General features: G+C 63.9%; 20 protein-coding genes. 8 read left to right on the top strand and 12 right to left on the bottom strand.

Going from position 1 to position 25,625, the window contains the following annotated elements; all coding sequences use genetic code 11:
• The first annotated feature begins 185 nt into the window (after window positions 1-185).
• Window positions 186-1,379: an acetyl-CoA C-acyltransferase gene (locus FHW92_RS06170; protein ID WP_168602384.1), complete on the top strand. Its 1,194-nt coding sequence runs from the start codon at window positions 186-188 to the stop codon at window positions 1,377-1,379.
• 320 nt (window positions 1,380-1,699) lie between these two features.
• Here the strand turns inward: FHW92_RS06170 and FHW92_RS06165 are convergent, their stop codons facing one another.
• From FHW92_RS06165 to FHW92_RS06145, 5 genes are all read right to left on the bottom strand, one after another.
• Window positions 1,700-2,194, bottom strand: a complete 495-nt coding sequence (locus FHW92_RS06165) for an SH3 domain-containing protein (RefSeq protein WP_168602383.1) — start codon at window positions 2,192-2,194, stop codon at window positions 1,700-1,702.
• Between the two features lie 146 nt (window positions 2,195-2,340).
• The gene (locus FHW92_RS06160; RefSeq protein WP_168602382.1) at window positions 2,341-3,747 is read right to left on the bottom strand and encodes a nitronate monooxygenase; all 1,407 of its coding nucleotides are present in this window, start codon (window positions 3,745-3,747) and stop codon (window positions 2,341-2,343) included.
• Window positions 3,748-3,926: 179 nt separating this feature from the next.
• The gene (gene bla / locus FHW92_RS06155) at window positions 3,927-4,847 is read right to left on the bottom strand and encodes a class A beta-lactamase (RefSeq protein WP_210428391.1); all 921 of its coding nucleotides are present in this window, start codon (window positions 4,845-4,847) and stop codon (window positions 3,927-3,929) included.
• Window positions 4,847-5,974 (bottom strand): peptide chain release factor 2, encoded by a 1,128-nt coding sequence (prfB, locus tag FHW92_RS06150; RefSeq protein WP_168602380.1) that lies wholly within the window; start codon window positions 5,972-5,974, stop codon window positions 4,847-4,849. Before prfB ends, bla begins: the two co-directional genes overlap by 1 nt.
• 370 nt (window positions 5,975-6,344) lie before the next feature.
• Window positions 6,345-6,899 (bottom strand): peroxiredoxin, encoded by a 555-nt coding sequence (locus FHW92_RS06145; protein ID WP_168602866.1) that lies wholly within the window; start codon window positions 6,897-6,899, stop codon window positions 6,345-6,347.
• 122 nt (window positions 6,900-7,021) lie between these two features.
• On the opposite strand from FHW92_RS06145, the gene FHW92_RS06140 reads away from it, so the two are divergent.
• Both FHW92_RS06140 and FHW92_RS06135 read left to right on the top strand, forming a co-directional pair.
• On the top strand, window positions 7,022-7,864 hold the full coding sequence (locus tag FHW92_RS06140) for an SGNH/GDSL hydrolase family protein (RefSeq protein WP_168602379.1): 843 nt from the start codon (window positions 7,022-7,024) through the stop codon (window positions 7,862-7,864).
• A 10-nt stretch (window positions 7,865-7,874) separates the two neighbouring features.
• Window positions 7,875-8,621: a metallophosphoesterase family protein gene (locus tag FHW92_RS06135; RefSeq protein WP_168602378.1), complete on the top strand. Its 747-nt coding sequence runs from the start codon at window positions 7,875-7,877 to the stop codon at window positions 8,619-8,621.
• Window positions 8,622-8,633: 12 nt separating this feature from the next.
• On the opposite strand, the gene FHW92_RS06130 is transcribed toward FHW92_RS06135, so the two are convergent.
• Window positions 8,634-11,117 (bottom strand): transglycosylase domain-containing protein, encoded by a 2,484-nt coding sequence (locus tag FHW92_RS06130; protein WP_168602865.1) that lies wholly within the window; start codon window positions 11,115-11,117, stop codon window positions 8,634-8,636.
• A 154-nt stretch (window positions 11,118-11,271) separates the two neighbouring features.
• Window positions 11,272-12,282 (bottom strand): N-acetylmuramoyl-L-alanine amidase, encoded by a 1,011-nt coding sequence (locus FHW92_RS06125; protein WP_168602377.1) that lies wholly within the window; start codon window positions 12,280-12,282, stop codon window positions 11,272-11,274.
• 411 nt (window positions 12,283-12,693) lie between these two features.
• Here FHW92_RS06125 and FHW92_RS06120 point away from each other — a divergent pair, with 411 nt between their 5' ends.
• From FHW92_RS06120 to zapE, 5 genes are all read left to right on the top strand, one after another.
• Entirely contained in the window at window positions 12,694-13,203 is a 510-nt protein-coding gene (locus FHW92_RS06120; protein ID WP_210428390.1) for a hypothetical protein, read from the top strand.
• Window positions 13,127-15,913 (top strand): ribonuclease E/G, encoded by a 2,787-nt coding sequence (locus FHW92_RS06115; RefSeq protein ID WP_168602375.1) that lies wholly within the window; start codon window positions 13,127-13,129, stop codon window positions 15,911-15,913. Before FHW92_RS06120 ends, FHW92_RS06115 begins: the two co-directional genes overlap by 77 nt.
• A gap of 262 nt (window positions 15,914-16,175) precedes the next feature.
• A complete protein-coding gene (locus FHW92_RS06110) occupies window positions 16,176-16,958 on the top strand; it encodes a succinate dehydrogenase iron-sulfur subunit (protein ID WP_168602374.1) in 783 nt (260 codons plus the stop codon).
• 154 nt (window positions 16,959-17,112) lie between these two features.
• A complete protein-coding gene (locus FHW92_RS06105) occupies window positions 17,113-17,520 on the top strand; it encodes a hypothetical protein (RefSeq protein WP_168602373.1) in 408 nt (135 codons plus the stop codon).
• A gap of 18 nt (window positions 17,521-17,538) precedes the next feature.
• Window positions 17,539-18,678, top strand: coding sequence for a cell division protein ZapE (gene zapE, locus FHW92_RS06100; RefSeq protein ID WP_168602372.1), 1,140 nt, complete (start codon window positions 17,539-17,541; stop codon window positions 18,676-18,678).
• Window positions 18,679-18,726: 48 nt separating this feature from the next.
• On the opposite strand, the gene FHW92_RS06095 is transcribed toward zapE, so the two are convergent.
• From FHW92_RS06095 to FHW92_RS06075, 5 genes are all read right to left on the bottom strand, one after another.
• A complete protein-coding gene (locus FHW92_RS06095; protein WP_168602371.1) occupies window positions 18,727-19,662 on the bottom strand; it encodes a crotonase/enoyl-CoA hydratase family protein in 936 nt (311 codons plus the stop codon).
• Between the two features lie 197 nt (window positions 19,663-19,859).
• On the bottom strand, window positions 19,860-21,770 hold the full coding sequence (locus FHW92_RS06090; RefSeq protein WP_168602370.1) for an XrtA/PEP-CTERM system amidotransferase: 1,911 nt from the start codon (window positions 21,768-21,770) through the stop codon (window positions 19,860-19,862).
• Between the two features lie 11 nt (window positions 21,771-21,781).
• Window positions 21,782-23,323, bottom strand: coding sequence for an exosortase A (gene xrtA, locus FHW92_RS06085; protein ID WP_349237653.1), 1,542 nt, complete (start codon window positions 23,321-23,323; stop codon window positions 21,782-21,784).
• Complete coding sequence (locus tag FHW92_RS06080) at window positions 23,320-24,555, bottom strand: TIGR03087 family PEP-CTERM/XrtA system glycosyltransferase (protein ID WP_168602369.1); 1,236 nt, start codon at window positions 24,553-24,555, stop codon at window positions 23,320-23,322. The genes xrtA and FHW92_RS06080 overlap by 4 nt, the downstream gene beginning before the upstream one ends.
• 9 nt (window positions 24,556-24,564) lie before the next feature.
• Window positions 24,565-25,620, bottom strand: a complete 1,056-nt coding sequence (locus tag FHW92_RS06075) for a FemAB family XrtA/PEP-CTERM system-associated protein (RefSeq protein WP_168602863.1) — start codon at window positions 25,618-25,620, stop codon at window positions 24,565-24,567.
• Window positions 25,621-25,625: the final 5 nt, after the last annotated feature.

Raw genomic sequence — 25,625 nt, 5'->3', positions numbered from 1 at the left:
TCTCAATAGCGCATTTTTCACCTATTTGCGCCACTTCGGGCCATAGACCTATCCCTGATTGCCTTTGCTGCATGGCGACACTATCTCTTGATTCAACAGGCACGCACGCCTGTAACCTCAGGCGCCTATGCGCCTCGCAGCATCAGGCGCAACCTGCGCCTTACATACCGGAGGGTCCAAGTTTCATGGCACAGATTTCCGCTGCTGATCCGATCGTCATTCTTTCCTACGCCCGCACCCCGATGGGCGCGATGCAGGGCAGCCTCTCCGAAGTTTCCGCCACCGAACTTGGCGCCACCGCCATCAAGGCCGCCGTCGAGCGCTCCGGCATCGCTGGTGAGGAATTCGAACGCGCCTATATGGGCTGCGTCCTCCCCGCAGGACTTGGCCAGGCCCCTGCCCGTCAGGCCGTGATCAAGGCCGGTCTGCCCAAGTCGGTTCAGGCCACCACCGTCAACAAGGTCTGCGGATCGGGCATGCAGACGGTCATCATGGCCTCCGAAGCGCTGGCCGCGGGCAGCGTCGATTTCGTCATCGCGGGCGGTATGGAAAGCATGACCAACGCGCCCTATCTGCTGAAAAAGCACCGCTCGGGCGCGCGCATCGGCCATGACACCGCCTATGACCACATGTTCCTTGACGGCCTCGAAGACGCCTATGAAGGCGCCGCCATGGGCAGCTTTGCGCAGGTCACCGCCAATGATTACGGCCTGACGCGCGAGGGCATGGACGCCTATTCAATTGAATCGCTGGCTCGCGCCAAGGCGGCTGTCGCAGAAGGTCGTTTTGCCGACGAAATCGCACCGGTCACGATCAAGACCCGCGCCGGCGAAGTCGTCGTCGACACCGACGAAGCCCCCGGCAAGGGCCGTCCGGACAAGATCCCTGCCCTCAAGCCCGCCTTTGCCAAGGACGGCACGATCACGGCGGCCTCCTCGTCCTCGATCTCCGACGGCGCGGCGGCCATGGTGCTGACCCGCCAGAGCGTGGCCGACGCCAAGGGCGCCAAGCCCGTCGCCATCGTCAAGGCCGTTGCCGCCCACGCGCATGACCCCAAGCTGTTCACCACGGCCCCGGTCGGCGCGATCCAGAAGGCGCTGGATCAGGCGGGCTGGACCGTTGCCGATGTCGACCTGTTCGAAGTCAACGAAGCCTTTGCCTGCGTGGCCATGTTCGCGATCCACGACCTCGGCCTCGATCACGCCAAGGTCAATGTCAACGGCGGCGCAACCGCCCTGGGCCACCCGATCGGCTGCTCGGGCGCGCGCATCCTCGTCACGCTGATCGCGGCGCTCAAGGCGCGCGGGCTGAAGAAGGGCGTGGCCGCGCTCTGCATCGGCGGCGGTGAAGGTACGGCTGTGGCGGTTGAACTGGTTTAATTCACCGGCATTTGTTTAAAAGAGGCGCTCTGACGGCGACGTTGGGGCGCTTCTTTTTTGTGGCGCGGGGTTTTGGATGCCTCCGGCGGGCAAAGGGACTAGGTCCCTTTGCAATCCCATTAATGGGGTGCCGTTATGATCGCTGGTGTTGCTGTGGCGGAATGGTTTTAAAGCCTGCGGCGCGGGAAACTCAGATCTTGCCGCGCCGCAGGCTTTCAAAATTCGAACGGCGCGCCTGACACCCAACGCCGAACCCTTTACACAACGCAGACAGTAACGGGAGCGCGAGGGTCTAGACCCTCGCACCTATCCCTAAATCTTCAAGGCTTCCCCGCCCCCCACAAACGCCCCTCAGGCACAAAGCCCACATGCCGCTCGACATCAATCTGGCACCAGCCGTCCTTACACCCGCCCAAGCGTCCGACCAGCCCCGGCGCCAGTTTCCACAACAGCGGCGTACCCTCGCCTGGCCCAGCGTGCATTTCCACCGGCCCCTTGCCACGGATCAGCGCGGTGGGCGTCTTGTTGAGAAACCGCATCATCATCCAGCCGCGGGCGCCATCGGGGTCTTCGACCAGATACCAGCCCTGAAACGCGCGCAGCACCTTGATCGGCAGGAACTGACGGCGATAGACGAAGCGGATCGCATAATCCTCGCCCGGTCCGGTGCGCATATTGACCACCGGATCGCGCAGCGAGCGCCATGCCGGGAATTGCGGCGTTTCGGCCCCCGCCGGATTGGCCGACAACGCGCCGATCATCAGACCCGCCAGCAGGCCGGCACGCCCGAACTTATTCCAGAATTCATGCAACATGGGCCAACTATAGCCACCTTGCCACCGGTGCGGCAAGGTGCGCCATACGCAATCCGCCGCAAGACCGGGCATAAGCGGACACGAAAAAGCCCGGCCACGCCTGCGCATGACCGGGCCAATTCGTGTTTGGAGCCAGAACCCGCCGATCAATCGCCGGTCAGGATGCGATCCACCAACTGCTTCACCGTGGGGGTGAAGTTGTTCGAATAGAACGGGTCCTGCTTGAACCGATAGGCAGCATGGCCCGCAAACATCAGGTTTTCGTTGATGTCGCCGCCATGGGCAATGTTCTGCAGGCTCTTCTGGATGCAGAAGCTGCGCGGGTCAGCCATGCGGCCCGTGGTCCAGTCGTCATGGTCCTTCCAGCTGGAAAAACCGCAATGCGACAGACAGCCCATGCAATCAGCCTGATCCTTGCGGATTTCCTCGCGCTCGGCCTTGGAGACAAAGATCACCGTGTCGTCGGGCGTGCGCAGCGCCTCGACAAAGCCTTCGTTCACCCACTGATGCGCGCGGGCCCGGTCGCAAGGCGTGACCCAGAAATTCTTGCCCTTGACGCCAACATCGAGCTGTACCGTATGATCGCCCGCTTCGACCTTGGAATAGGGGATCTGGCGCTCGCTGCGCGCAACCAGGCTCATGAGGAAGGGATTCTTGACCGCCGAGGAATAGAAACCCGTGGGCGAGAACTTGTGCAACAGCACATCACCCGGCTCGATGGTGCGCAGATGGTCCTTCCACGCCTGCGGAATCGGGCTTTCCTCGGTCAGCAGCGGACGCGTGCCGAACTGGAACAGGATCGCGCCAAGCTCCGGATTATCAATCCAGTTTTCCCATTCGCGCAGGAACCACACGCCGCCCGCCATCACGATGGGAACGCTGTCCGGCACGCCCTCGGCGCGCATGGTTTCGCGAAGTTGTTTAACGCGGGGATAAGGATCCTGAGGCTTGGTCGGGTCTTCCGCGTTCGACAGACCATTGTGCCCGCCCGCCAGCCAGGGGTCTTCATAGACCACCGCCGCCATCAGTTCGGCCACCTTGTGATAGGCCCGCTTCCACAGCGCGCGGAACGCGCGGCCCGAGGAGACGATGGGCAGGTAATGCACGTTGAACCGCGCCGCGATCTCCGAGAGCTTGTAAGGCATGCCCGCCCCGCAGGTCACGCCCGTCACCAGCCCCTTGGTGCGTTCGAGCACGCCTTCGAGAACCTGCTGCGCCCCGCCCATTTCCCACAGGACGTTGATGTTGATCGCGCCGCGGCCCGAGGCGATGTCATAGGCACGCTTCACCTGTTCCACAGCGCCATCAATGGCATAGCGGATCAATTCCTCATGCCGCCCCTGTCGGGTCAGCTCATGATAGACCTGGGGAATGATCTTGCCTTCGGGGTCATAGCTGTCGGCGTTAACCGCACTGACGGTGCCAATGCCGCCTGCGGCCGCCCATGCGCCCGAGCTGGCATGGTTGGTCGCCGCCACACCCTTGCCGCCTTCCACCAGCGGCCAAACCTCACGACCACCATAAAGGATCGGCTGCAAACCCTTGAAACTCATTGCCTGTAACTTTCACCACAAACCCCGACACACCACAGAAAGAGAAGCACCCTCCCTCCCCTCTGCGGCCCCGGAAGATCCAATCGGGGCGACCGGATCTTCCAATTGTTCAAATAGCGTTCATAAACCTTTCGGCCAAGCATGCGACTAAAATCAGCATAGCTCGTCTGCATTCTGCCTCATTTTCCTTGCAGCACAATGGTCTGGGCAATGTTTTGACCGACCTGCGCCAGCACCGTTTCGGCATTCGAATCGCCGTCGGGCGTGGGCTTTGGCGGCTGATAAAAGGCCGCAATCGCAAATGGCGCCAAATCGGGCGGTTCCACCCAGGCCAGATCGACATAGGTGCCGGGGATATCGGCCGGAAGGCCGGTCCCCGTCTTGTCCCCGGCCCACCAGTTACCAGGCAGGCCCGCGCGCAGGCGCTTCGCCCCGGTGGTCGTATCGTGCATCCAGCCTTTCAGCCGGGTGACAACGGCGGGCGACAAGGCCCCTTGCCTGAACATCCTGAACAGATTGTCCGCCATGGCCTCAGGCGTGGTGGTGTTGCGCAAGCTGCCCGGAGGCACGCGATTGAGCGCGGTTTCGTAGTCGTCCAGCCTGCTGACCATATCGCCAAGGCCCCGCCAGAACCGGTTAACCCGGTCGAAACCGCCCATCCGGCGCATCAGCAGATTGGCCGCGCCATTGTCGGACTGCTTCTGCACCGCCTCGGCGGCCTCTGCCATCGAGATGCTGCCCAGCCCCAACCGTGCCTGCAAGGCGGGCGAATTGAAGAGAACCTCGCCTTTGCCGAAAGGCAGCTTCTCATCCAGCCGCCACTCGCCCTTTTCCGCCCCGGTCAGCACCAGCGCAGCGAGGCTCAGTTTGAAGGATGAGCAAAATGCAAAACGCTCATGTCCGCGCCAATTGACGATACCGCCCGACGAGAAGGCCACAGCGAAGCCCAGACGCCCGCCATATTGCCGCTCAATATCGCGCCCGAGATGAAGGCCCCATTGCCGGGGCAAGGACGACGACGCGCCCGCGCGCGCACCGACCAATGCCCCCGCCGCCAGAGCGCCACTCATAAAATGCCGGCGCCCCAGCATCGGGATCATCAGTCCACGTCCTCGACATTGACCTTTTCGCCCGTCACGCGCTGCGACAGGGCGGCGGCCATGAAGGCGTCCAGATCGCCGTCCAGCACATCGGCGGGCGTCGGACTGGTCACGCCGGTGCGCAGATCCTTCACCATCTGATAGGGCTGCAGCACATAGGAGCGGATCTGGTGCCCCCATCCAATGTCGCTCTTGGAGGCATGTTCGGCATTGGCCGCTTCTTCGCGGCGCTGCATTTCGGCCTCGTACAAACGCGCCTTCAGCATGTTCATCGCGGTTTCGCGGTTCTTGTGCTGGCTGCGGTCGATCTGAGACGCCACGATGATGCCGCTGGGCACGTGGGTGATACGCACGGCCGAATCGGTGGTGTTCACGTGCTGACCACCGGCACCAGAAGCCCGGTACGTGTCGATCTTCAGGTCGGCGGGATTGATGTCGATGGTAAAGCTGTCGTCGATCACCGGATAGACCCAGACCGAGCTGAACGAAGTATGCCGCCGCGCGCTGCTGTCATAGGGGCTGATGCGGACGAGGCGATGCACGCCGCTCTCGGTCTTGGCATAGCCATAGGCGTTCTCACCCTTGCACAGGATGGTCGCGCTCTTGATCCCGGCCGTATCGCCCGCCTGAAACTCGATCAGATCGACCTTGAAGCCCCGCTTTTCCGCCCAGCGCGTGTACATGCGCAGCAGCATCGAGGCCCAGTCCTGCGATTCGGTGCCGCCGGCGCCCGCGTGGATTTCGATATAGGTGTCCATGCCGTCGGCTTCCCCCGCCAACAGCGCCTGCACCTTGTCGCGATCCGCGCGTTCGGCCAGAGCGGCCAGAGTCGAGAGACCTTCCTCAACGGTGGCCTCATCATCCTCCATCTCGCCCAGCTCGATGAACTCGATCGCGTCGCGCATTTCTGCGCTGATCTCGTTGACCGCGCCGATGCTGGCTTCAAGGCGGCGACGTTCCTTCATCACCGCTTCGGCTTCCTTGGGATTGTCCCAAAGCTTGGGGTCCTCGACGCGCGCGTTCAGCTCGTCAAAGCGGCGCAGCGCACGCTCCCAGTCGAGAAACTTGCGGACCAGCGCCAAAGCTGCTTCGATCCGGTCAATATGGGCCTGCCCTTCGGCACGCATGGTCTTTACCCTTGTCTTTTATCCAAACCACGGCGCGTTAGCCGGATTGAGGGGAAAGTAAAGGGAAAGCGACAGGGCTTCCCTGCGTTATTCGGCGCAGCCACCCCGACCGCCCCGATCAATGCCCGCCCCGCATTATCAGGGGGGCCAGCATCAGCAGGGAAATCGCCGAGGTGCGCAGTGTCAGATTGTTCAACACAGTTTGCATCATCGCACACCTCCTTGGCCCATGCGGGTAAATCAAACGCCCGGAATCAGGCGCAAAACCCTGATGTCCCAGGATGGTCGCCACGCCCATTCGCACAATGCAAAAGTCTCAAAACGGGATGGCCGGGCGGGCAGGTGTTAACCCCCTCGCCCGGCTCCTGCGTCAATGCCTGGCCAGGCCCTGCACGGCGGCCAGCGTCTTGGAGACGTGATCCTTGTAGTCCATGTCGGTGAAGGCCAGCTTGATCCTGCCATCCATGCCGATCACATAGGAGGTCCGTTTGGTCACCGACGCCGAGATGCCGAGGATGGAAAGCGCAACGTCATATTTCTTGATAATTCCGGCATCGGCAATCGCCACGGGGAACTTGTCGCGGCATTCCATCGTCGAAAACTTTTCCAGCGTGGGCAGATCATCGGCCGACATACCGATCACCATCGCGCCCGCCTTGGCAAAATCATCGGTGGCCTCGGCAAACGCATGGGCCTCGAGCGTACACCCCTTGGTGAAAGCCTTGGGATAGAAATAGACCACGACCGGCCCCTTCTTCAGCGCCTGTTTCAGGTCGAACGTGAAGGGTTTGCCGGCCTTGGCCCCTTGCGTGACAAAGGCGGGCGCGGCGGCTCCCACCGCCAGTTCGGCCTGCGCCGGGGTGGACAACAGGGCGCCGGCGGCAACAGCGGCCAGCGCAGGGGCGAACAGGGAACGGGGGTTCATCATGGATGCGCAGAATGTGCCTGTTGCCCCCTCCTGTCCAGAGACCTGAACGAACGGACACGTTGGGCGAAACGCAGCCGCTCTCTTGCCAGCGGGGCGATAATCGGCAAATCCTGCCTCCCATGAAAAACTCCGCCCTGCTCGCGCTCTCGCTCCCCCCTGCCCTGCTGCCTGCCGCCGCCTTTGCGGGCGCGCCCTATGTCGCCATGGGCAGCTCCTATGCCGCAGGCCCCAACATCGGCCAGAGCGCCGACACGCCCGCCAACCGCTGCGCCCGTTCGGCCAGCAATGCCGCACATATTTTCGCGCAAAAGGCCGGGCTGGAATTGAAGGATGTCTCATGCAGCGGGGCGACCACCGCGCATATTCTGGGGCCGTGGAATGAATTGCCCGCGCAGGTCGATGCGCTGGATGCCGATACCCGGCTGGTGACGGTGACGATCGGCGGCAATGATCTGGGCTATATGACCGCCATCGGCAAATTGCGCTGTCCGGCGCTGAGCGAAGCGGAGCGCGCACGCTATTTCGGCGGCGGCTGCACGCCCTTCGCCCCGCTGACGCAGGAGGCCAAGGCGAAACTGGCCGCCGATATGGACCGGATGATCGCCACCATCCACCAGCGCTCGCCCAAGGCCCGCGTGCTGATCGTGCAATATTTCTCGCTGATGCCCGCCAAGGGCAATTGCCCCGCCACCGGCCTGTCGGATGAAGCGGTCGAACAGATTCGCCCGATTCCCGCCACGCTCAGCGCCATCACCGAGGACGCCGTGCGTCCCTATCGCGCCTTTGCCCGGACGGTGGCGCTGGATCGCGCATCGGCGGATCACGGCATTTGCGGCGCGGCGCCGTGGTCGAACGGCGCCAGCCCCGATCTGGCCAAGAAGGACGGGGTCAATTATCACCCCAATCAGGCCGGGATGGCCGCCGCCGCCGCGCTGATCGAGGCGGCGTGGAAGGCGCGTTAGGGCGCGCCAGATGAGCCTGCATTTCGCCGCCGTTTCCGATATTCACGGCAACCTGCCCGCGCTTGAGGCCGTGATGGCCGACATTGCCGCGCGCGGGATCACGCAGATCGTCAATCTGGGCGATTCCCTCTCCGGCCCGCTCTGGCCGCGCGAAACGGCGCAAAGGCTGATGGCGCTGAACTGGCCCACGCTGGCGGGCAATCATGAGCGGCAATTGCTGACCATCGACCCGGCCGAGATGGGTCCGACCGATGCCGCCGCCCATGCCGCCATTGATGATGACATCCGCGCATGGATGGCCGCCCTGCCGCCCACCATCGAATGGCCGGGCAACGTCCTGTTGTGCCACGCCACGCCCGACAGCGACGACACCTACTGGCTCCACCGCCGCCGCAAGGGCAGTCGCGGGCGGATGCGCGAATCGACGCATGAGGAAATCCTGCCCCACGCCAGCCATCATGCGCTGACGCTTTGCGGCCATACGCATATGCCGCGAGCTGTCACCCTGCCCGATGGACGCCAGATCGCCAATGCGGGCAGCGTCGGCCTGCCCGCCTATGAGGATGATGTGCCATCATGGCATGTGGTCGAAACCGGCACGCCCGACGCCCGCTATCTGAGCGCCGAATTTGCCGACGGGCGCTGGCATGTCACGCTGCACGCGGTGGCCTATGACCATGAAAGCGCGGCGCGGCGGGCCGAGGCGATGGGCCGCGCCGGATGGGCGCAGGCCCTGCGGACCGGCAAGATGGGCTGATGGCGGCCGGGCTTACTGCTCGACCACCATATCCTCGCCATCGCCGCGCTGGAACACGCGCCCGCCCAGAGCATCAAACCCGCGCCGGATCGCGTCGAGCAATTCGCTGCGCTTGGCCGCGACCTGTTCCTGACGGCCCACGCGCTGCGGCTCGGTCTCGGGCTTGAAGGCCTCCCAGATGACTTCCGCCTTGGGATCATCGCCCGGCGTGCCGCCGAACACGCGCTGACCGGTGGCGCGGCTGATCTTCATCATGCGGATGCCCGGCGGCGCGACAAAGGGCGTGTGATCCCAGCGCGTTTTCGTCAATTGCACGAATTGCTTGAAGATCGGCGCGGCATAGGTCCCCCCTTGCGCATAGCCGCCCAGCGATTTGGGCTGATCATAGCCGATATAGACGCCGCCGACGATCTTGGGCGACCCGCCCACAAACCACACATTGGTCGGCCCGGTGGTCGTGCCCGTCTTGCCAAACAGCGGCAGGCCCAGATCGCGCAGCGTCACCGCCGTGCCGCGCTGGACCACGCCTTCGAGCATATGGACGGTCTGATAGGCTGTGCGCGCATCCATCACCTGATGCCCGCGCGGGGCAAAACGCGGCATCGGCTTGCCATCCCAATCGGGCATGTTGCAGCCATTGCAGGCCCGCTCATCCGCGCGCCAGACGACCTTGCCGTTGCGATCCTGAATGAAGTCCACAAAGGTCTGGTCATGCTGGACCCCGTTCGAGGCCAGCGCCGAATAGGCATTGACCATCTGGGCCACGGTGGTTTCGCCCGCGCCCAGCGCAAAGCCGAAATAGGGCGGATATTTGCCGATGCCCATATTGGCAAAGGTCTTGACCACCTTGTCCATGCCCACATCATTGGCGATGTGAACCGTCATCAGGTTGCGCGACTGTTCCAGGCCCCAGCGCATCGTATGGATGCCGCCCATGCCCCGGCTGTCAAAGTTGCGGAAGCATTTTTCGCCCAGATTGGCGCCCTGATAGACGCAGAAGGGTTGGTCCGCGACCATGCTGGCGGGTGTCATGCCATTGTCGAGGCCAGTGGCATAGACGAAGGGCTTGATGGTCGAACCGGGCTGGCGCTGGGCCTGCGTGGCGCGGTTGAAGGCGTCGAGCCCATCGTCAAACCCGCCCGCCACGGCCAGCACGCGGCCCGTGCCGGGCTGCTCCACCATCATACCGCCGCCGACGCCGGGCAGCAGGCGCAGGCCATAGACCCCGCCGCCAACCGGCGCAGCGGTCACGACATCGCCCACCCGCACCGGATCGAGCAGGCCCGTCAGCGCCGCCGTGCTGCCGTCGGTAAAGCCGATCTGGCCATTCCCGCCCCGGCGCAGGACTACGCCGACACGCCAGTCCTTGTACGCAATCGTCTTGTTCAATCCGATCAACTGGCTCTGCCAATGTTCGGGGTCGAGGTCGATATGGGCGATCGGCCCATGCCATCCCTTGCCCGCCGAATAACGCAGCAGGCCCCCACGCAGGGATTCCTGCGCCGCCTTCTGAAGCTCGGAATCGAGCGAAGTGCGCACCCACAGCCCGCCCGCGTAGACGCTGTTGGGGCCGTCCTCGGCATTCTCGCCATATTTGGCGATCAACTGGCGGCGCACTTCCTCGACGAAATAGCCGACCGAAGGATCATAGGTTTCCACCCGGCGCTGGATCAGGCCGAGCGGCTGCGCCTTGGCATTGGCGGCGGCACCGGCATCGACCGCGCCGTTCTTGACCATCTGGTCCAGAACCCAGTTGCGGCGCGCGATGGCCTTGTCGGCGAATTTGGCGCGGCCATAGACTTCGGGCGCCTTGGGCAGGATGGCGAGGAAGGCCGCCTCATGCAGCTCCAGCTTGTCCACATCCTTGCCGAAATAGGCGCGCGCGGCGGCCTGCACGCCAAAGCTCTGGCGGCCCAGCGGGATTTCGTTGAGATAAAGTTCAAGGATCTGCTGCTTGTTCAGCACGCCCTCGATGCGGAAGGCGACGATCATTTCCTTGAGCTTGCGGCTGACCGAATATTCATCGCCGATCAGGATGTTCTTGGCCACCTGCTGCGTGATGGTCGAGCCGCCGCGCGCGCGCTCACCGCTGCCATATTTCAGCGCGTAATCGACCACCGCCTGCCCCAGACCGATGAAATCGACCCCGCCGTGATGGAAGAAGTTCTTGTCCTCGGCCGAGAGGAACGCATTCACCAATTGCTTGGGGAAATCGACATAGCGCAATTGGACGCGCCGCTCGCGGGCATAGGAATAGACGATGCCGCCGTCATTGCCGCGCACCATCGTGGGCAGCGGCGGCTGATAGGTCAGCAAAGTATCCGCCGAGGGCAGCGTGCGCAGAACCGTCACATAGAGCAGCACCCAGAAAGCTAGGCCCAGCCCCAGCACCAGCGCGCCGATGCGAAACAGCCGCCCGCTTTGCCAGCGCGCGCGCAGCCATGCGCCAAAGCGCCCCGTTATCGGCCCCAGAAAAGCCAATGGCCGCGCCAGCATCCGGCGCCATGCGCCACCCGCCTGACGGCGGATACGCAGGTGGGAGTTTTCATTCTGATCGGGCGAATTGTTCGGATCAGAACCGGGTTGGGAAGGATCGCTGGGCGCCATAGACTTGCGCCCCTAGCATGGGCGGGCAGGGTTTTGCCAGCGGTTAAGGTGTTGCAAGCGCACCGGGGGTTTCGGGCTGTGCCGGCGTTTTGCTCGATGTTGGCGTTTCACTCTGTGTTGGCGTTTCACGCTGGCGGGCAAAGTAAACGCGGATCGCCTGCGCCGTGGCATGGGCGAAATCGCGCCGCCCGGCGGGCGAGGAAAGGCGCGCGGCATCCTCGGCATTGGAAATATAGCCCGCCTCATACAGCACCGAGGGTACATCGGGCGATTTGAGCACGACAAAGGCCGCCGACTGCAGCGCGCGTTCGCGGAAATCGATTCGCGCGCCGCTCTCGCCCCCCTGCCCCTCGCGCAGGATGAGCCGGGCAAGGTTGGTCGACATTTCCGCCGCATGGCGCTGCGAAAGATCGACCAGAATGGCCGACACCGAGCTGCTGGTATTGGCCAGCGACACGCCGTTGACCGTATCGGCGCGATTTTCCGCTGCGGCCAGGTGTTCGGCCTCCTGACTGCTGCCCCGGTCGGACAAAGTGTAAACGGTCGCGCCATGGGCGCCGGGCGTATCGGCGCTGTCGGCGTGGATCGAAATGAACAGGTCCGCCTTCATCCGCCGCGCAATGTCCGAACGCTCCTCCAGCAACAGATAGCGATCATCCATCCGGGTCATGGCCACGCGTATGCCGCCCACCTCCAGCAAACGCTGGCGCAGCGCCAGAGCCAGCGAGAGGGTCAACTCCTTTTCCGCCTGATGCTCGCCATGCGCGCCCGGATCATGCCCGCCATGCCCGGCGTCAATCACCACCAAAGGGCTGCGAGGATCGCTGGGCCCGGCGATTTCGGGCAAGGCCGCCAATGCGCCCGCCGGAGGCAGATCAAAACGCACCACATAATCGCGGGTAAAACCCGGCGCACCCATCCAGCCGTCCATCAGCAGCATTGCCACCAGCAGAAGCAACGGCGCGAACAGCGCAAAGATCAGCAGGCCCAGCCCCAACCCGCGCCGGGGCGCCTCATCCGGCCCCGGCCCGTGATCCGGCAAGGAAAGATCCATGAGTGCGGCAACAGGATCGGACGGGGCTTGGGGCATTGCGTGGGGCTATGGGGTCCATCGGGGCGAAAGCGTAATCTTTGGTAAGCGCTGCCCCTTATGGGCGCAATGGGGTTAACGACGCGTTGGTGTTAATCGCATGGGGGCCGCCAAAAAAAGGGTAGAATCACGCATCGCATGGAACTTGCCCGGAAAGACAAGGGGTGCTAGCAGGGAAAGACCGGGGGCAGTCTATTCCCCGCGCCCCTGCCTTTTTCAGGGCCCGCCCGCACAAACCAGACAGGTACGCAGGCGTGTCCACCCCAAGGCATCGCCGCCCGCCATTATGGCCGGGCCAAGCAAAAGGGAAGCGCGATAAAACCTGCCCTTGGCCCCGGTCGTGTTTTCTGGCCGGACGTACAGGTTGATGCAGGTATGATGAGTTGTGTTCCGTCCCAGAATCCGCAGCCGCAAGGCGGCTTTGCGGCGTGGGCGGAAGACTTGTCGATGGCCGATCGCTTCACGACAATTTGGTCGCATTCCAGAAAACAACCCGAGATTTCCTTTCCGGAAGCAATGGGTTGCGTTTCGATGAAGCAACATGCCATCGCCGCGCGCAGCATTTCGCGGCGCCTCCCCTGCCTTGCAGACACGAAAAACGCCGGCGGCCCTGATGGCGCCTCCGGCCTTTCCACTCATGCCCGGCGCGCGATGAACGCGCCAGGTCTGTCGATCCTCGCGCAGACGGCCATGGCCCCAACAAAGCCATATGCCACGCCGCGCGAACACCACAACAATTGCCGCGCCCCATTGCCGGGCCTTTCGCCGCTGGGCACAGCCCGGACCGCGCGCGGCTGGAGAAATCATAATGTCAACGCGCATGCTGATCGATGCGCGCCACTCGGAAGAAACCCGGGTGGCGGTGCTCAAGGGCAACCGTATTGAAGAATTCGACTTTGATTCTGCCGATCACAAGCAGATCAAGGGTAATATCTATCTGGCCAAGGTGACGCGCGTCGAGCCGTCGCTTCAGGCCGCTTTTGTCGATTTCGGGGGCAACCGCCACGGTTTCCTCGCCTTTTCCGAAATCCACCCCGATTATTACCAGATCCCCAAGGAAGACCGCGAGGCATTGCTGGCCGAAGAGGCCGCCCATGCCGAGGAAGAAGCGGCCCTGCGCGCGGTGGCCGAGGGTGAGGAAGATTTCGTCGGCGACGACGATCTGGGCGAAGGTCTGGCCGACGATTTCGCGGGCGGCAGCGTCGAGGACGCCGGTTCGCTGATCGAGGTGGACACGTCCGAAAAGGGCAGCGTGGCCACGATCGAGGCCGGTCATATCGAAGACGGCTTCGACGGCGATCATGAAGCCGAAGAAGCATCGGAAAGCGAAGAAGGCGGCGAACGTCGCGGCCGTCGCGGGCGCCGTCAGGGCGGGCGCAACGCCACCCACGCCAAGGAAGCCGAAGAACTGCGCGCCAAGCGCATGGCGCTGCGCCGCCGCTACAAGATTCAGGACGTGATCCATCGCCGTCAGGTGCTGCTGGTTCAGGTCGTGAAGGAAGAGCGCGGCAACAAGGGTGCGGCTCTCACCACCTATCTCAGCCTGGCGGGCCGCTATTGCGTGCTGATGCCCAATTCCAGCCATGGCGGCGGGATTTCGCGCAAGATCAGCAGCTTTGCCGACCGCAAGCGGTTGAAGACCATCATCGCCGAAATGGACCTGCCCAAGAGCATGGGCTGCATCGTGCGCACGGCGGGCCTTCAGCGCACCAAGACCGAAATCAAGCGCGACTTCGACTATCTGGCCCGCCTGTGGGACGATATCCGCGAGAACACGCTGAAATCCGCCGCGCCCGCGCTGATCCATTCGGACAGCGATCTGATCAAGCGCGCGATCCGCGACATCTATAACCGCGATATCGAGGAAGTGATCGTCGAGGGCGACGATGGCTATCGCGCGGCGCGTGATTTCATGAAGCTGCTGATGCCCAGCCATGCGCGCCGGGTGAAGCATTATGCCGATCCGGTCCCCCTGTTCCAGCGCTTTGGCGCCGAGGATCAGTTGACCGCGATGTATGATCCGGTGGTTCAGTTGAAGTCGGGCGGCTATATTGTCATCAACCCGACCGAAGCGCTGGTTTCGATCGACATCAACTCGGGCCGTTCCACCAAGGAGCATGGCATCGAGCAGACGGCGGTCGCCACCAACCTTGAGGCCGCGCGCGAAATCGCCCGCCAGTTGCGCCTGCGCGATATGGCCGGTCTGGTCGTCATCGACTTCATCGACATGGAATATGGCTCGAACGTCCGCAAGGTCGAGAAGGCCATGAAGGAAGCGCTCAAGAACGACCGTGCGCGCATCCAGGTGGGCCGCATTTCGTCCTTCGGCCTGATGGAAATGAGCCGCCAGCGCCTGCGTACGGGCGTGCTGGAGGCCACCACCCGTTCGTGCCCGCATTGCGACGGCACGGGTCTGGTGCGTACCGCCGGGTCTGCGGGCCTGTCGGCGCTGCGCCTGATCGAGGAAGAGGCGGCCAAGGGCAAGGGCACGATCATCACCCTGTTCGCCAGCCAGGAAGCCTCGATCTACCTGCTCAATGCCAAGCGCATTGATCTGGGCGAGATCGAGCATCGCTATGGCGTCTCGGTCGAAGTGATCCCCGAAGGCGAAAACGAAGGCGCCAAGATGCGCGTCGTCTCGTCGGGTCCGCGCAACGAATTCGTGCCCAAGTTCGAGCCGCTGGTGCTGGAGGAAGACCTCGAGGACCTGCCCGAGGAGGACTTTGAGGACGAGATCGAGGAAGAGGCCGAGGAAGCCGAAGCCGAAAACGGCGGCGAAAGCGCCGATGGTCGCCGTAAGCGCCGCAAGCGTCGCCGTGGCCGTGGCCGCGACCGCCGCGAGGATGGCACCGCCGAGGAAGGCGTGAACGAAGGCGCCGAGCCGGTTGAGGGCGAGGAAGGCGACGAGGCCGAGGAAGCCGAGGGCGACATCGAAGCACAGTCCGAAAGCGCCGAAGCGGGCGAGGAAGGTCCGCGCAAGCGCCGCCGTCGCAAGCGCCGCCGCAGCCGCAACCGTGGCGAAGGCGAAGAAGGCACCAGTGAGGAACAGGCCGAAGCGGGCGAAGACGAAGCCGATGCCGCTCCGGCGGTCGAAGCTGTCGCCGAGCCGGTGATCGAAGCGGTTGCCGCCCCGGTCGAGGCCGCTCCGGTGGAAGCTGTTCCGGCTGAGCCTGTGGCCGAGGAAGCCCCGGCCAAGCCCAAGCGCGTCCGCCGCAAGAAGGCCGATGCCGCGCCGGTCGAAGCCGTTGTGGAGGCCGCTCCGGCTGAAGCTGCTCCGGCCGAACCTGCGGCTGAGGAAGCCCCGGCCAAGCCCAAACGCGTTCGCCGCAAGAAGGCCGATGCCGCACCGGTCGAAGCCGTTGTGGAGGCCGCTCCGGCCGAACCGGCCGCCGAGGAGGCCCCGGCCAAGCCCAAGCGCGTTCGCCGCAAGAAGGCCGATGCCGCGCCGGTGGAAGCCCCTGTCGAAGCCGCCCCGGCTGAGGTTGCCGTTGAGGCAGCCCCGGTCGAGACGCCGACCGAAGCCGCCCCTGCGGCCGAGGATGACGCTTCGGCTTCACCCCGTCGCGGCTGGTGGCAGCGTACCTTTGGCGAATAAGCCTCTGAAAGGGTGACGGCCTTCGGGCCTTTGCCAGAGTATCAAGCCGGGGAGCCCAGCGCTCCCCGGCTTTTTACATAGGCCTGCGACAGCGGCCGATCGGGCACAAAACCTGCGACTTTCGCCGCAGTGCAAAAATCTCTGCTTGCTCCTGCCCGACAAGACACTAGACAGGCGGGCAAGCAGGGGGCTATGCGCGCCCTACGGAGCGGGGGCTGTACGCCCCTAACAGAATCGTGTTCAGAGATGGAAGCAGCGGAAAATGGCCCAGTTCTCCCTCCCCGCCAATAGCAAGATCAGCAAGAATGGCATCGTCCATAAGGCAGAGGGCGCGACCAAGGTGAAGAAATTCACCGTGTATCGCTATGATCCCGACAGCGGCGAAAACCCTCGCTATGACACGTTCGAGATCGATCTCGACGCATGCGGTCCGATGGTTCTGGACGCGCTGCTCAAGATCAAGAACGAGATGGACTCGACGCTGACCTTCCGCCGTTCGTGCCGCGAAGGCATCTGCGGTTCCTGTGCGATGAACATCAACGGCCGCAACGGCCTTGCCTGCACCACCGCGATCGAAGACCTTTCGGGCAATGTGCGCATCACGCCGCTGCCGCATATGGAAGTGATCAAGGACCTCGTTCCTGACTTTACGCATTTCTATGCGCAATATGCCTCGATTCGCCCCTGGCTGCAGACCGTTTCGACCACGCCTTCGGGCAAAGAGCGCCTGCAGAGCCCCGAACAGCGCGAAAAGCTCGACGGCCTGTATGAGTGCATCCTGTGCGCCTGCTGCTCGACCTCGTGCCCGAGCTACTGGTGGAACAGCGACAAGTTCCTCGGCCCGGCGATCCTGCTGCAGGCCTATCGCTGGCTGGCCGACAGCCGCGACGAATTCACCGGTGAGCGTCTGGACGAGCTGGAAGATCCGTTCCGCCTCTATCGCTGCCACACGATCATGAACTGCGCCAATGTGTGCCCCAAGGGCCTCTCGCCCGCCCGCGCCATTGCCGAAATCAAGAAGATGCAGGCCGAGCGCCACGTCTGAGGCCGACGCCCCGAACGCAAAAAGCACCGCCCGGGTCCCGCCCGGCGGTGCTTTTTTGCATCCGATTTCCGCGCAAACTCTTGATGCCCCCCGTATGAATAGGTTAGCGACACGTAAATGATCGCAATCTGCGCTTGATCCTCGGGAAAATACGATGCTCCGCACCACCCTTGCCAGCCTTATCGCTTTTGCCGCCATCGTCGGCGGCGCGCAGCAAGCCTCTGCGCAGGCGCGGCGTCAGATCTTTGTCCAGAACGCCTGTCCGCGCCCGCTGCGCGTCCTGCTGGATTATACCGATCACAAGGGGCTGCACGATCAGGGCTGGTATTATTTCAACCCGCGCGAAAGCTCCTATCTGCGCGCGCCCACCGGCGAGAAGCTGACCCAGATTGAAGATATCCCGCTTTACGCCTATGCGGAAACGACCGACGCGGGCCGCAAACTGCACTGGCAGGGCAACGGCCCGGAAATGAAGCGTGACGGCGGTATCTATCGCTCGATGCCCTTGACCACGCGGGTCGATGGCGATGGCGATATTCTGGCCCGCATCACCTGCGATTGAGAGTTCAAAGACGCTACGATGGCCAATCCTGCGACTGTGATCGAACGCTATCGGGCGCTGATCCATACCCATGAATTACGCGTCGATCGGGAACAGGCGGCCGCCGCAGAACGGTTGAACAGGCTGCAACAGGAACTGGAGGCGGCCCCTGCGGGCGGCGGGTTCTTTGGCCGCTTGCTGGGGCGCAAGCCGGTACGCGCGCGCGGCGTCTATATGTGGGGCGGGGTCGGGCGCGGTAAGTCCATGCTGATGGACCTGTTTCACGACACGCTGAACATCACCGAAAAGCGGCGCGTGCATTTCCATGCCTTTATGCAGGAAGTCCACGCGATCATGCGCGATGTGCGTCAGGGCGAAACGGGCGACCCGATCCCTCAGGTCGCCGCGCGCATTGCCGAGGGGCTGCGCGTGCTGGCCTTTGACGAGATGGTCGTCAACAATTCAGCCGATGCGATGATTATGAGCCGGTTGTTCACCGCTCTCATCCACGATCACAATCTGACGCTGGTCACCACCAGCAATCGTGCGCCGTCTGAACTGTATAAGAATGGGCTCAACCGCGAGCATTTCCTGCCCTTCATCGCGCTGATCGAGAACGAACTGGATGTGCTGACGCTCAATGGCCCGGTCGATTACCGGCTTGAGCGTCTGGCCGGTATCCGCAGTTGGCATTGTCCGCTTGGCCTGCCCGCGACCGAGCGGGTGCGCGAAGTGTTCTTCCGCCTGACCGACTTTCCGCCTGAGGATGCGCGCCATGTGCCCTCGGCAGATCTGGATGTGGGCGGCGGGCGCATCCTGCATGTGCCCAAAAGCCTGAAGGGCGTGGCGGTGTTCAGCTTTAAAAAGCTGTGCGGCGATGCGCGCGGGGCGGCTGATTATCTGGCGGTGGCGCGGGCCTATCACACGGTGATTCTGGTGGGCATCCCGCGGCTCGGCAAGGATACGCGCAACGAGGCGGCGCGTTTCGTCACGCTGATCGACGCGCTTTATGAGCATAAGGTCAAATTGTTCGTGACGGCGGACGCGCCGCTCGACCGGCTTTATGATGCGGGCGACAAGGACACCGACACCGGCAGCTTTGAATTCGACCGTACGATCAGCCGCCTGACCGAAATGCAGAGCCAGGATTACATGGCCAAGGGGCATGGCGAAGAATAAAGGCGGGAAGAATAAAGGGGCGCCCGGTAAAAGCGCCCCCTTTGATCCTTATGCCACGGCCGAATGGTTGCGCGATTGCGCCCCGGCCAGACGCGACATCAGCTTGAGATCACTTTCCGACAGGCCCAGCGCGGCCTCGGCCCACAGGTCGACGATATCGTTCAATTCCTGCAGTTCGAGCGGAGCGGCGCGCCGGATCGCCTTTTGCGCCGCCACCAGCCCGCCATGGCGGCGCTGATTCTTGGCGATGAAATCATGCACATAGGCCACGCCCTCGCCCCTTTCGGCCAGATGCGTGACGACGCCCAGATCATACATTTCCTGCGCGGTGTAGGTACGGTTGGACAGAATGATGCGCTGCGCCGCCGCCGTGCCCAGCTTGCGCGACAGGATCGCATGGGCGCCCATGCCGGGAAACAGGCCGAACATCACCTCAGGCAGGCCAAAACTCGCGCCCTTTTCCGCCACCAGATAATCGAAGGACAGCACAGCCTCGAAACCGCCGCCCAGCGCCTGCCCCTGAACCAGCCCGATCGTGACAATCGGCAGATCCAGCGCGCGCCGGTTGCGGTCCAGAATGGCCACACAGCGATGGCCATAGGCGGCCAGCCCTTCGCGGTCCTGCGCCCGGATCAAGCCCTGAAACAGCTCGAGATCGCCGCCAAAGCCGAACACGCCCGGCGTCCGGCTGCCCAGCACCAGATAGCGCAAGGGGATCTTGTCAGGCCCGAAATTGGCCGCGATCAGGTCCTGCCAGTTTTCGAAATCGCGCAGCAACGCCGGGGTAAAGCTGGGCCGCCCGTTGGGGCGCATAAAGGTCCAGATCGTCCCGGCCGCATCGTCATACAGGACGTCGAGCTGTTCAAGATCGGTCAGCGCATCGGGAACGGCAAGCCGGTTTCTGGCCGCCTGGGCAGCATCTTCTTGCGGAAAGAAGATGCCATGATTGCCCCCCTTGTCCCCATAGGGAGGCAAATTTCCCATTTCACCGGTCATCCGGTCCATCTCGTCACGACCCTTTCCGATCACGAAAAATGCCGCGCGATTGCGTCATTTCCGCTCTCTAGTACCGGGTAAAGTTTAGGCACGCTAAACCACGGATTGCAAAGACTTTTTGCATCGCAATGTATCAAAATGGGACAATTTTCCCGGATTGATCCCTGTGCCGATTGCAAAGCGTATCAGGCAATTCCCAGATGGACAAGCGACCTGTCGAGCATCAGCAACTGCCACAAGAGGCGCGAATGGTCGGAAACCCCGGAAATATGCGCTTCTGCGATTTCATTGAGGTTAATGGGATTTAACCAACCCAAACGGCCCAAGGCCCCACCCCCGTCTTTGGCCTGCGCAGCGATTTTTCGCGCTTCGCCCGCCAAAGGCCCGCGCAGCCATTGCGCGATGGGGGTGACGAATCCCTGTTTGGGCCGAAACAGGATGTCATCGGGCAGATAGCGCCGCATCGAATCCTTGAGCAGCCATTTGCCCTGCCCGCCCTTGACGCGCATCGCTTCGGGCAACCCGGCGGCAAATTCGATCAGCCGGTGGTCGAGCAAAGGCTCGCGTGCCTCAAGGCTGACCGCCATGCTGGCCCGGTCCACCTTGGTCAGGATGTCACCCGGCAACCAGAATTTGAGATCGGCATATTGCGCCCGGTCCAGCCCCGATCGCGCAGGTGCGCGGGCCATACAGTCCAGAAACGCCTGCTCCGCGCGGTAATCGCCCCGCAACCGCCGGTATTCCTCGGTATAGAGCCGGTCGCGCAGGGCTGGCCCCGTCACGCTGATCGCGTCCGTATAGGCCTCCTCGCTGGACCGCGCGAGGTTGAGCAGCGTGGTTTTCGCCCGCAGGGGACGCGGCGCCCAGTCCGCCTTGGGGTAAATCCCCCCCAGTGTGCCGAACAGGCCCCGGCGCAGTCCATCGGGGAGCATCCCCCTCACCCGGTCCTCACCATGCTGAAACACATGGCGACGGTATCCGGCAAAAGCCTCGTCCGCCCCGTCGCCCGAGAGCGCCACCGTCACCGTCTCGCGCGCCAATTGGCACACACGCCATGTCGGCAGGGCGCTGGCATCGGCAAAGGGTTCGTCGAACATAGCGGTCAGATGATCGACCGCCTCGAAGTCATTGGGCGAGACGATGCGGCTTTGATGATCGGTGCCGAATTGCTCGGCGATCCGCCGCGCATAATCGCTTTCGTCCAGCGCCTTGACGTCGAACCCGATCGAGCAGGTCTTGACCGGCGAATGGCTCGCCTCGGCCATCAGGGCAACCACCGAGGAGGAATCGACCCCGCCCGACAGAAACGCGCCCAGCGGCACATCGGCCACCATCCGGCTGGTCACGGCATCGCGCATCAGATGGATCAGTTCAGCCGACAGATCCGCCGCGCTGCCCTTGCGCCGCTCGGCAAAGCTGACATCCCACCATTGGCGCGGGGCCGGTTTGGGGGTGCCATGCTTCAGGATCATCAGATGGCCTGCGGGCAATTTCTCCACGCCGCGCAGCATCGAGCGATGATCCGGCACATAGCCCCAGGCCAGATAATCCTCGACCGCCAGCGGGTCGATCTCGCGCCGCAGCGCTGGATGCGACATCAGCGCTTTCAACTCCGACCCGAAAATCAAACTACCATCCGACAGTTCGGCCAGAAACAGCGGCTTGACCCCCAATCGGTCGCGCACCAGCAGCAGCGAGCGCTGATCGAGGTCATAGATGGCAAAGGCAAACATGCCCGACAGGCGCGACACGCAATCGGCGCCCCAGCGCTGATAGGCGGCAAGGATCACCTCGCTGTCGCCATCGGTATGAAATACCGCGCCCTGCGCCGCCAGTTCGGCGCGCAATTCGCGGTAATTATAGATCTCGCCGTTGAACAGCAGCATCGCGCGGCCATCGGTGCTGGCCATCGGCTGGGGCGAACCGGCAATGTCGATGATCGAGAGGCGGCGATGGCCCATGCCGATCCCCGGCGCCGTCCACACGCCAAAGCCATCCGGCCCGCGATGGGCAATGGCGTCGCACATCCGCTCGACCCGCGCCGGATCAACCGGCTTGGGGGTCTCAAGGTGAAAGATTCCGGCAAAACCACACATATGAGAACCCCTTACAAACCCTTGGCCGCCGCGTCCATCCAGCCGCCGATCGGCCCGACGCTGGCCCGGAACGCAGCCAGCGAATCGGCGGCGCGAAACGCCCCGCCCTCCTCGGCCGAGAGGATCAGCAGCATTGTCGCGCGGCGGCGCAGCAGCAGCCGGTCCATGATATTGGCCAGTTTCAGCCGTGCATTGCTGCCCGTCACCAGATCGCCGGTCTTGTAACTCGTCTCCGCCAGCCTCTCGGTCGGGCCACCGGCCAGCAGGCGGTCGCTGTGGGCACCCGGCACATCCGGCCCCGGCGCCTGCCACGACCATCCGGTTTCGGGGCGCAGCGCCCCTTCGCCAAAGCCGCCCGCTTTTTTGCCCGGCCCCTGCGAGGCGTAGAGCGCGAAGAACACGTCCACCTCATGACCCTGCGCATCGGCATAGCGGCCCAGCAGGCGATGATCGGCCCCGCCCGCGCGCGGCTCCCACGCATGGCGCGGTGCATAATCGACCCGGTGCCAGCCCGCCACCTCGGGCAAGGCAATACGCGCGGGCATAGGCGCGGCCAAACGATCCGCCGCCATCACCCAGCCCTGTGCCGCCAGCACCATCACCGCCAGCGCGCCAAAGCACGCCCCCACCGACATCCCCCGCCCCCCAGGCAAACGCAGCGCCATCACCGCGCCCACGTCCAGCATCGGCGCCCCCGCCGCCCGGTCGAAAAACCGCCAGCCCAGCGCGATCACTCCGGCAATCACGGCCGCAAAGAAAAACCAGCCATAAATGATATGATCGACCCCGCCCGCCACGACCGCGCCGTAATATTGCGCGACATAGACCGTGCCCCACGCCCGCACGCCATTGGCCAGAATCGGCACAGCGATGCACAGCGCCATGAACGCCGCCCGCCGCCGCCACGAGATGAAGCACACATGCGCCGCCAGCGCGCCAAAGGCGATCATGGCGATCAGGAACTTCACCCCCGAACAGGCCTCGGCCACCTCGAACAGGCCCGCAGGCGTGGCGATGAACACGCCGTCGATCCGCGCCGGAATGCCGCTGATATGGACAAGCGCGATGGTGATCTTGGCGGTAATCGTCTGGAGCAGCGGAATGGCCTCATCGCCAAACGGCACCAGAAAGCCCATATAGGCCAGCGGAAACAACAGCCCGAGCGCCGCCCTCGGCCCCAGCACCAAAGGCACCGCCGCCATCAGCATCGCCACCGCCGCGATCTGGGTGATCTGCGCCACACTGGCCAACGCGCCCAGCGCCCAGAGCAGCAGCGCCCCCCCCATCAGCCCCAGCCCGCCCCGCCACAGGCCCACCGGCAAGGCAAACAGATCAGGCAGCCTTTGCGCCACCAGCCAGCCCAAAATGGCCGGCACCATCAGAATGTGATTATAGGTAGAGGAATCCCACCACTGATGCCCCATCGCGGCCCAGTCGCGCCAGAACAGCGCAATCAGCCCACCCCAGACCAGCGCCAGCCTTGCCAACGCCCTGCGCCATGCCTGATCCACCGCCCAACCCGAGCGGCCCTGTTCAGACAGGCTAAGGCTCACGCCGCATCGCGCCACTTGCGCACCGGGGCCGAAAGCATATCGGCCAGCGGCGCCAGCGTGCTTTGCCAACTGGCCCGTTCGACCACGAGGCGGCGCGCGTCGATGCCCATCGCCTTGCCCGCATGCGGCCTGTCGGCCAGACCGTTGACCAGTCCCACCAGCCCTTCGTCGCTGTCGGCCACGGCAAAATGGTGCCCCGCCACCGCGTTAATGCCATTAGCCGCCGCAGAGGTCAGCACCACCGGCAATTCCATCGCCATGGCCTCAAGCACCTTGTTCTGAACCCCGCGCGCGATGTCGAGCGGCACCAGCGCCATATCCGCCGCCTTGAGCCAGGGGCGAATGTCATCCACCCGGCCCCAGACATAGACGCCCGCCAGATTGTCCAGCGCCTTGACCGCATCGGTCGGATTGCGGCCCACGATGTGGAAACTGGCGTCCGGGTGGCGACGGCGCACCTGCGGCAGGATCTGGCGCGCCACGCGGATCACGGCGGCGACATTGGGCTGATAATCCATCTGGCCGGTAAAGATCAGGCGCGGGCCCGGCACAGAGGCCATCTGGCATTCCGGTCCGACGCCCAAAGGATCGAAATATTCCGAATCGATGCCATTGCCCAACACCTCGATCCGCACCTGACGCGCCAGCGCGCCCAGCCTCTGTGCAAACAGGTCCGCCTCGGCCCGGCTGATCAGCAGATTGTAATCGGCGCGCAGGGCAAGGCGCGCCTCCTCGGCGGCCAGCAGTCGCCCCTCGCGGCCATGGACCCAGCCCATCGGCCCGCGCGACTTGGCCGCATAGGCGTCGAATTTGGCCGAATCGACATCGACAAAATCCATGATGACGCGGCCCGCGAAATCATCGGGCACATATTGGCCCATCTGGCTAGAAAAGACATAGATCGTGCCGATCCGCCCGCTGGCCAGCATGTCGCGGACATAGCGCGCCATGCTATCGTCGCGAAACGCGGTCAGGCTGATCGGCTTGCCCTGCTTCAACGCCTGAAATCCGGCCAGCACCAGAGGCTTTGACCGGCGCACCAGCCGATAGGAATGGGACAGCGAGGCCAGTTCCACCTCTTCGGCCAGATCGGCATGATCGTCGGCAAAACAGCCCACATGCACCGGCGCCATCCGCGCCAGACGGCGCAGGATATGATGCGAGCGGATCTTGTCGCCCCGGTTGGGCGGGAAAGGAATCCGATGCGAAAGAAACAGGATTTCCGTGCTCATCCCAGCCCCCTATCCCAGCCCACGGGCGATCCACGGCCCGATCAGATTGGCCACCGGCAAGGGCAGCTTCTTCCACAGGTCGATCCGGCGCGAATAGGTCGCGCTGGTGGGATCGGCATCGCGCTTGGGCGCGCCCGGCGCGGTCCATACGCCATAGGAAAGCGGCTGTGGCTCAAAGCCCCAGTTGCGCTTGAAATCATAGGCGCCGCTGCCCGTCTTGCTGCGCCCGAAATCGAAATGGGTGCATCCCCGGCGGCGGGCGTGCAGCATCAGTTCGTAATACATGCGGTCATTGGCGCGCAGCCGCCGCGCATCCCACGTGCCCCCGCCCCAATAGGGCATGACCGCGCCATTGTGATAGAGCGACAGCACACTGGCCACCGGGGCGCCATCGTTACGGATGGTCAGAATATCGGCATCATCGCCAAACAGGTCCAGCACCGCATCGAAGAGCGCGCGCGGAAACACCGGCGTGCCCAGATTGCGCACGCTTTGCGCATAGGTGGCGTAATGGGCGGCGCGATCCGCCGGGCCGGTGCCGGTTTCCACGGTCAAATCACCGGCAAGGCTCTTGCGCACCTCGGCGCGCTGTTTGCGCGGGATGGCGGTCAATTCGGCCTCGTCGCTCTCGGCCAGCGGGCGGATGAAGCCGCAATGGCTTTCGCGCTTGATCGCCCAGCCTTCGCGCCCATCGGGCAAAGGCCCGCCACGCAATTCAACGCTGGGGGTGGACTGGCGCAGCGCCAGTTCCTCAACGGCCGCAAACAAGGGCGCGGGATCAACCTCGGGCGCGACCAGCACGCCCCCGCCCACAGCAAAGCCGCTCGACGCCAGCACCCGGCCAAAGATCGGTGAATGCACCTGCGTCAGCGGCAGATAACCCTCGACCACGCCGCAGCGGGTCAGCACCAGCGCCAGCGCCTCATTGCCCGTTCCGCGCGCCACCGCGCGCAGCCAGACAGGGCGATGGAAAGGCGTCGCCTCGGAATGGGCGGCCACGAAGGCCTCAATCGAGCGCGCCACGTCCGGGTCGCCCAGATCGGCCAGCCCCACGCGCAGGTCCATATCAA

It is taken from the genome of Novosphingobium sp. SG707, from assembly GCF_012275515.1.
GTDB lineage: Bacteria > Pseudomonadota > Alphaproteobacteria > Sphingomonadales > Sphingomonadaceae > Novosphingobium.
This window is presented reverse-complemented; position numbering and strand designations above follow the sequence as displayed.

Coding starts and splice junctions, on each gene's coding strand:
- FHW92_RS06075 (WP_168602863.1), bottom strand. CDS start 25,620: ATGGACCTGCGCGTGGGGCTGGCCGATCTGGGCGACCCGGACGTGGCG.
- FHW92_RS06130 (WP_168602865.1), bottom strand. CDS start 11,117: ATGCTGGCGCGGCCATTGGCTTTTCTGGGGCCGATAACGGGGCGCTTT.
- FHW92_RS06115 (WP_168602375.1), top strand. CDS start 13,127: ATGTCAACGCGCATGCTGATCGATGCGCGCCACTCGGAAGAAACCCGG.
- FHW92_RS06165 (WP_168602383.1), bottom strand. CDS start 2,194: ATGTTGCATGAATTCTGGAATAAGTTCGGGCGTGCCGGCCTGCTGGCG.
- FHW92_RS06125 (WP_168602377.1), bottom strand. CDS start 12,282: ATGGATCTTTCCTTGCCGGATCACGGGCCGGGGCCGGATGAGGCGCCC.
- FHW92_RS06080 (WP_168602369.1), bottom strand. CDS start 24,555: ATGAGCACGGAAATCCTGTTTCTTTCGCATCGGATTCCTTTCCCGCCC.
- FHW92_RS06120 (WP_210428390.1), top strand. CDS start 12,694: ATGATGAGTTGTGTTCCGTCCCAGAATCCGCAGCCGCAAGGCGGCTTT.
- FHW92_RS06140 (WP_168602379.1), top strand. CDS start 7,022: ATGAAAAACTCCGCCCTGCTCGCGCTCTCGCTCCCCCCTGCCCTGCTG.
- FHW92_RS06160 (WP_168602382.1), bottom strand. CDS start 3,747: ATGAGTTTCAAGGGTTTGCAGCCGATCCTTTATGGTGGTCGTGAGGTT.
- FHW92_RS06135 (WP_168602378.1), top strand. CDS start 7,875: ATGAGCCTGCATTTCGCCGCCGTTTCCGATATTCACGGCAACCTGCCC.
- prfB (WP_168602380.1), bottom strand. CDS start 5,974: ATGCGTGCCGAAGGGCAGGCCCATATTGACCGGATCGAAGCAGCTTTG.
- zapE (WP_168602372.1), top strand. CDS start 17,539: ATGGCCAATCCTGCGACTGTGATCGAACGCTATCGGGCGCTGATCCAT.
- FHW92_RS06090 (WP_168602370.1), bottom strand. CDS start 21,770: ATGTGTGGTTTTGCCGGAATCTTTCACCTTGAGACCCCCAAGCCGGTT.
- FHW92_RS06170 (WP_168602384.1), top strand. CDS start 186: ATGGCACAGATTTCCGCTGCTGATCCGATCGTCATTCTTTCCTACGCC.
- FHW92_RS06105 (WP_168602373.1), top strand. CDS start 17,113: ATGCTCCGCACCACCCTTGCCAGCCTTATCGCTTTTGCCGCCATCGTC.
- bla (WP_210428391.1), bottom strand. CDS start 4,847: ATGATCCCGATGCTGGGGCGCCGGCATTTTATGAGTGGCGCTCTGGCG.
- FHW92_RS06095 (WP_168602371.1), bottom strand. CDS start 19,662: ATGGGAAATTTGCCTCCCTATGGGGACAAGGGGGGCAATCATGGCATC.
- FHW92_RS06145 (WP_168602866.1), bottom strand. CDS start 6,899: ATGAACCCCCGTTCCCTGTTCGCCCCTGCGCTGGCCGCTGTTGCCGCC.
- FHW92_RS06110 (WP_168602374.1), top strand. CDS start 16,176: ATGGCCCAGTTCTCCCTCCCCGCCAATAGCAAGATCAGCAAGAATGGC.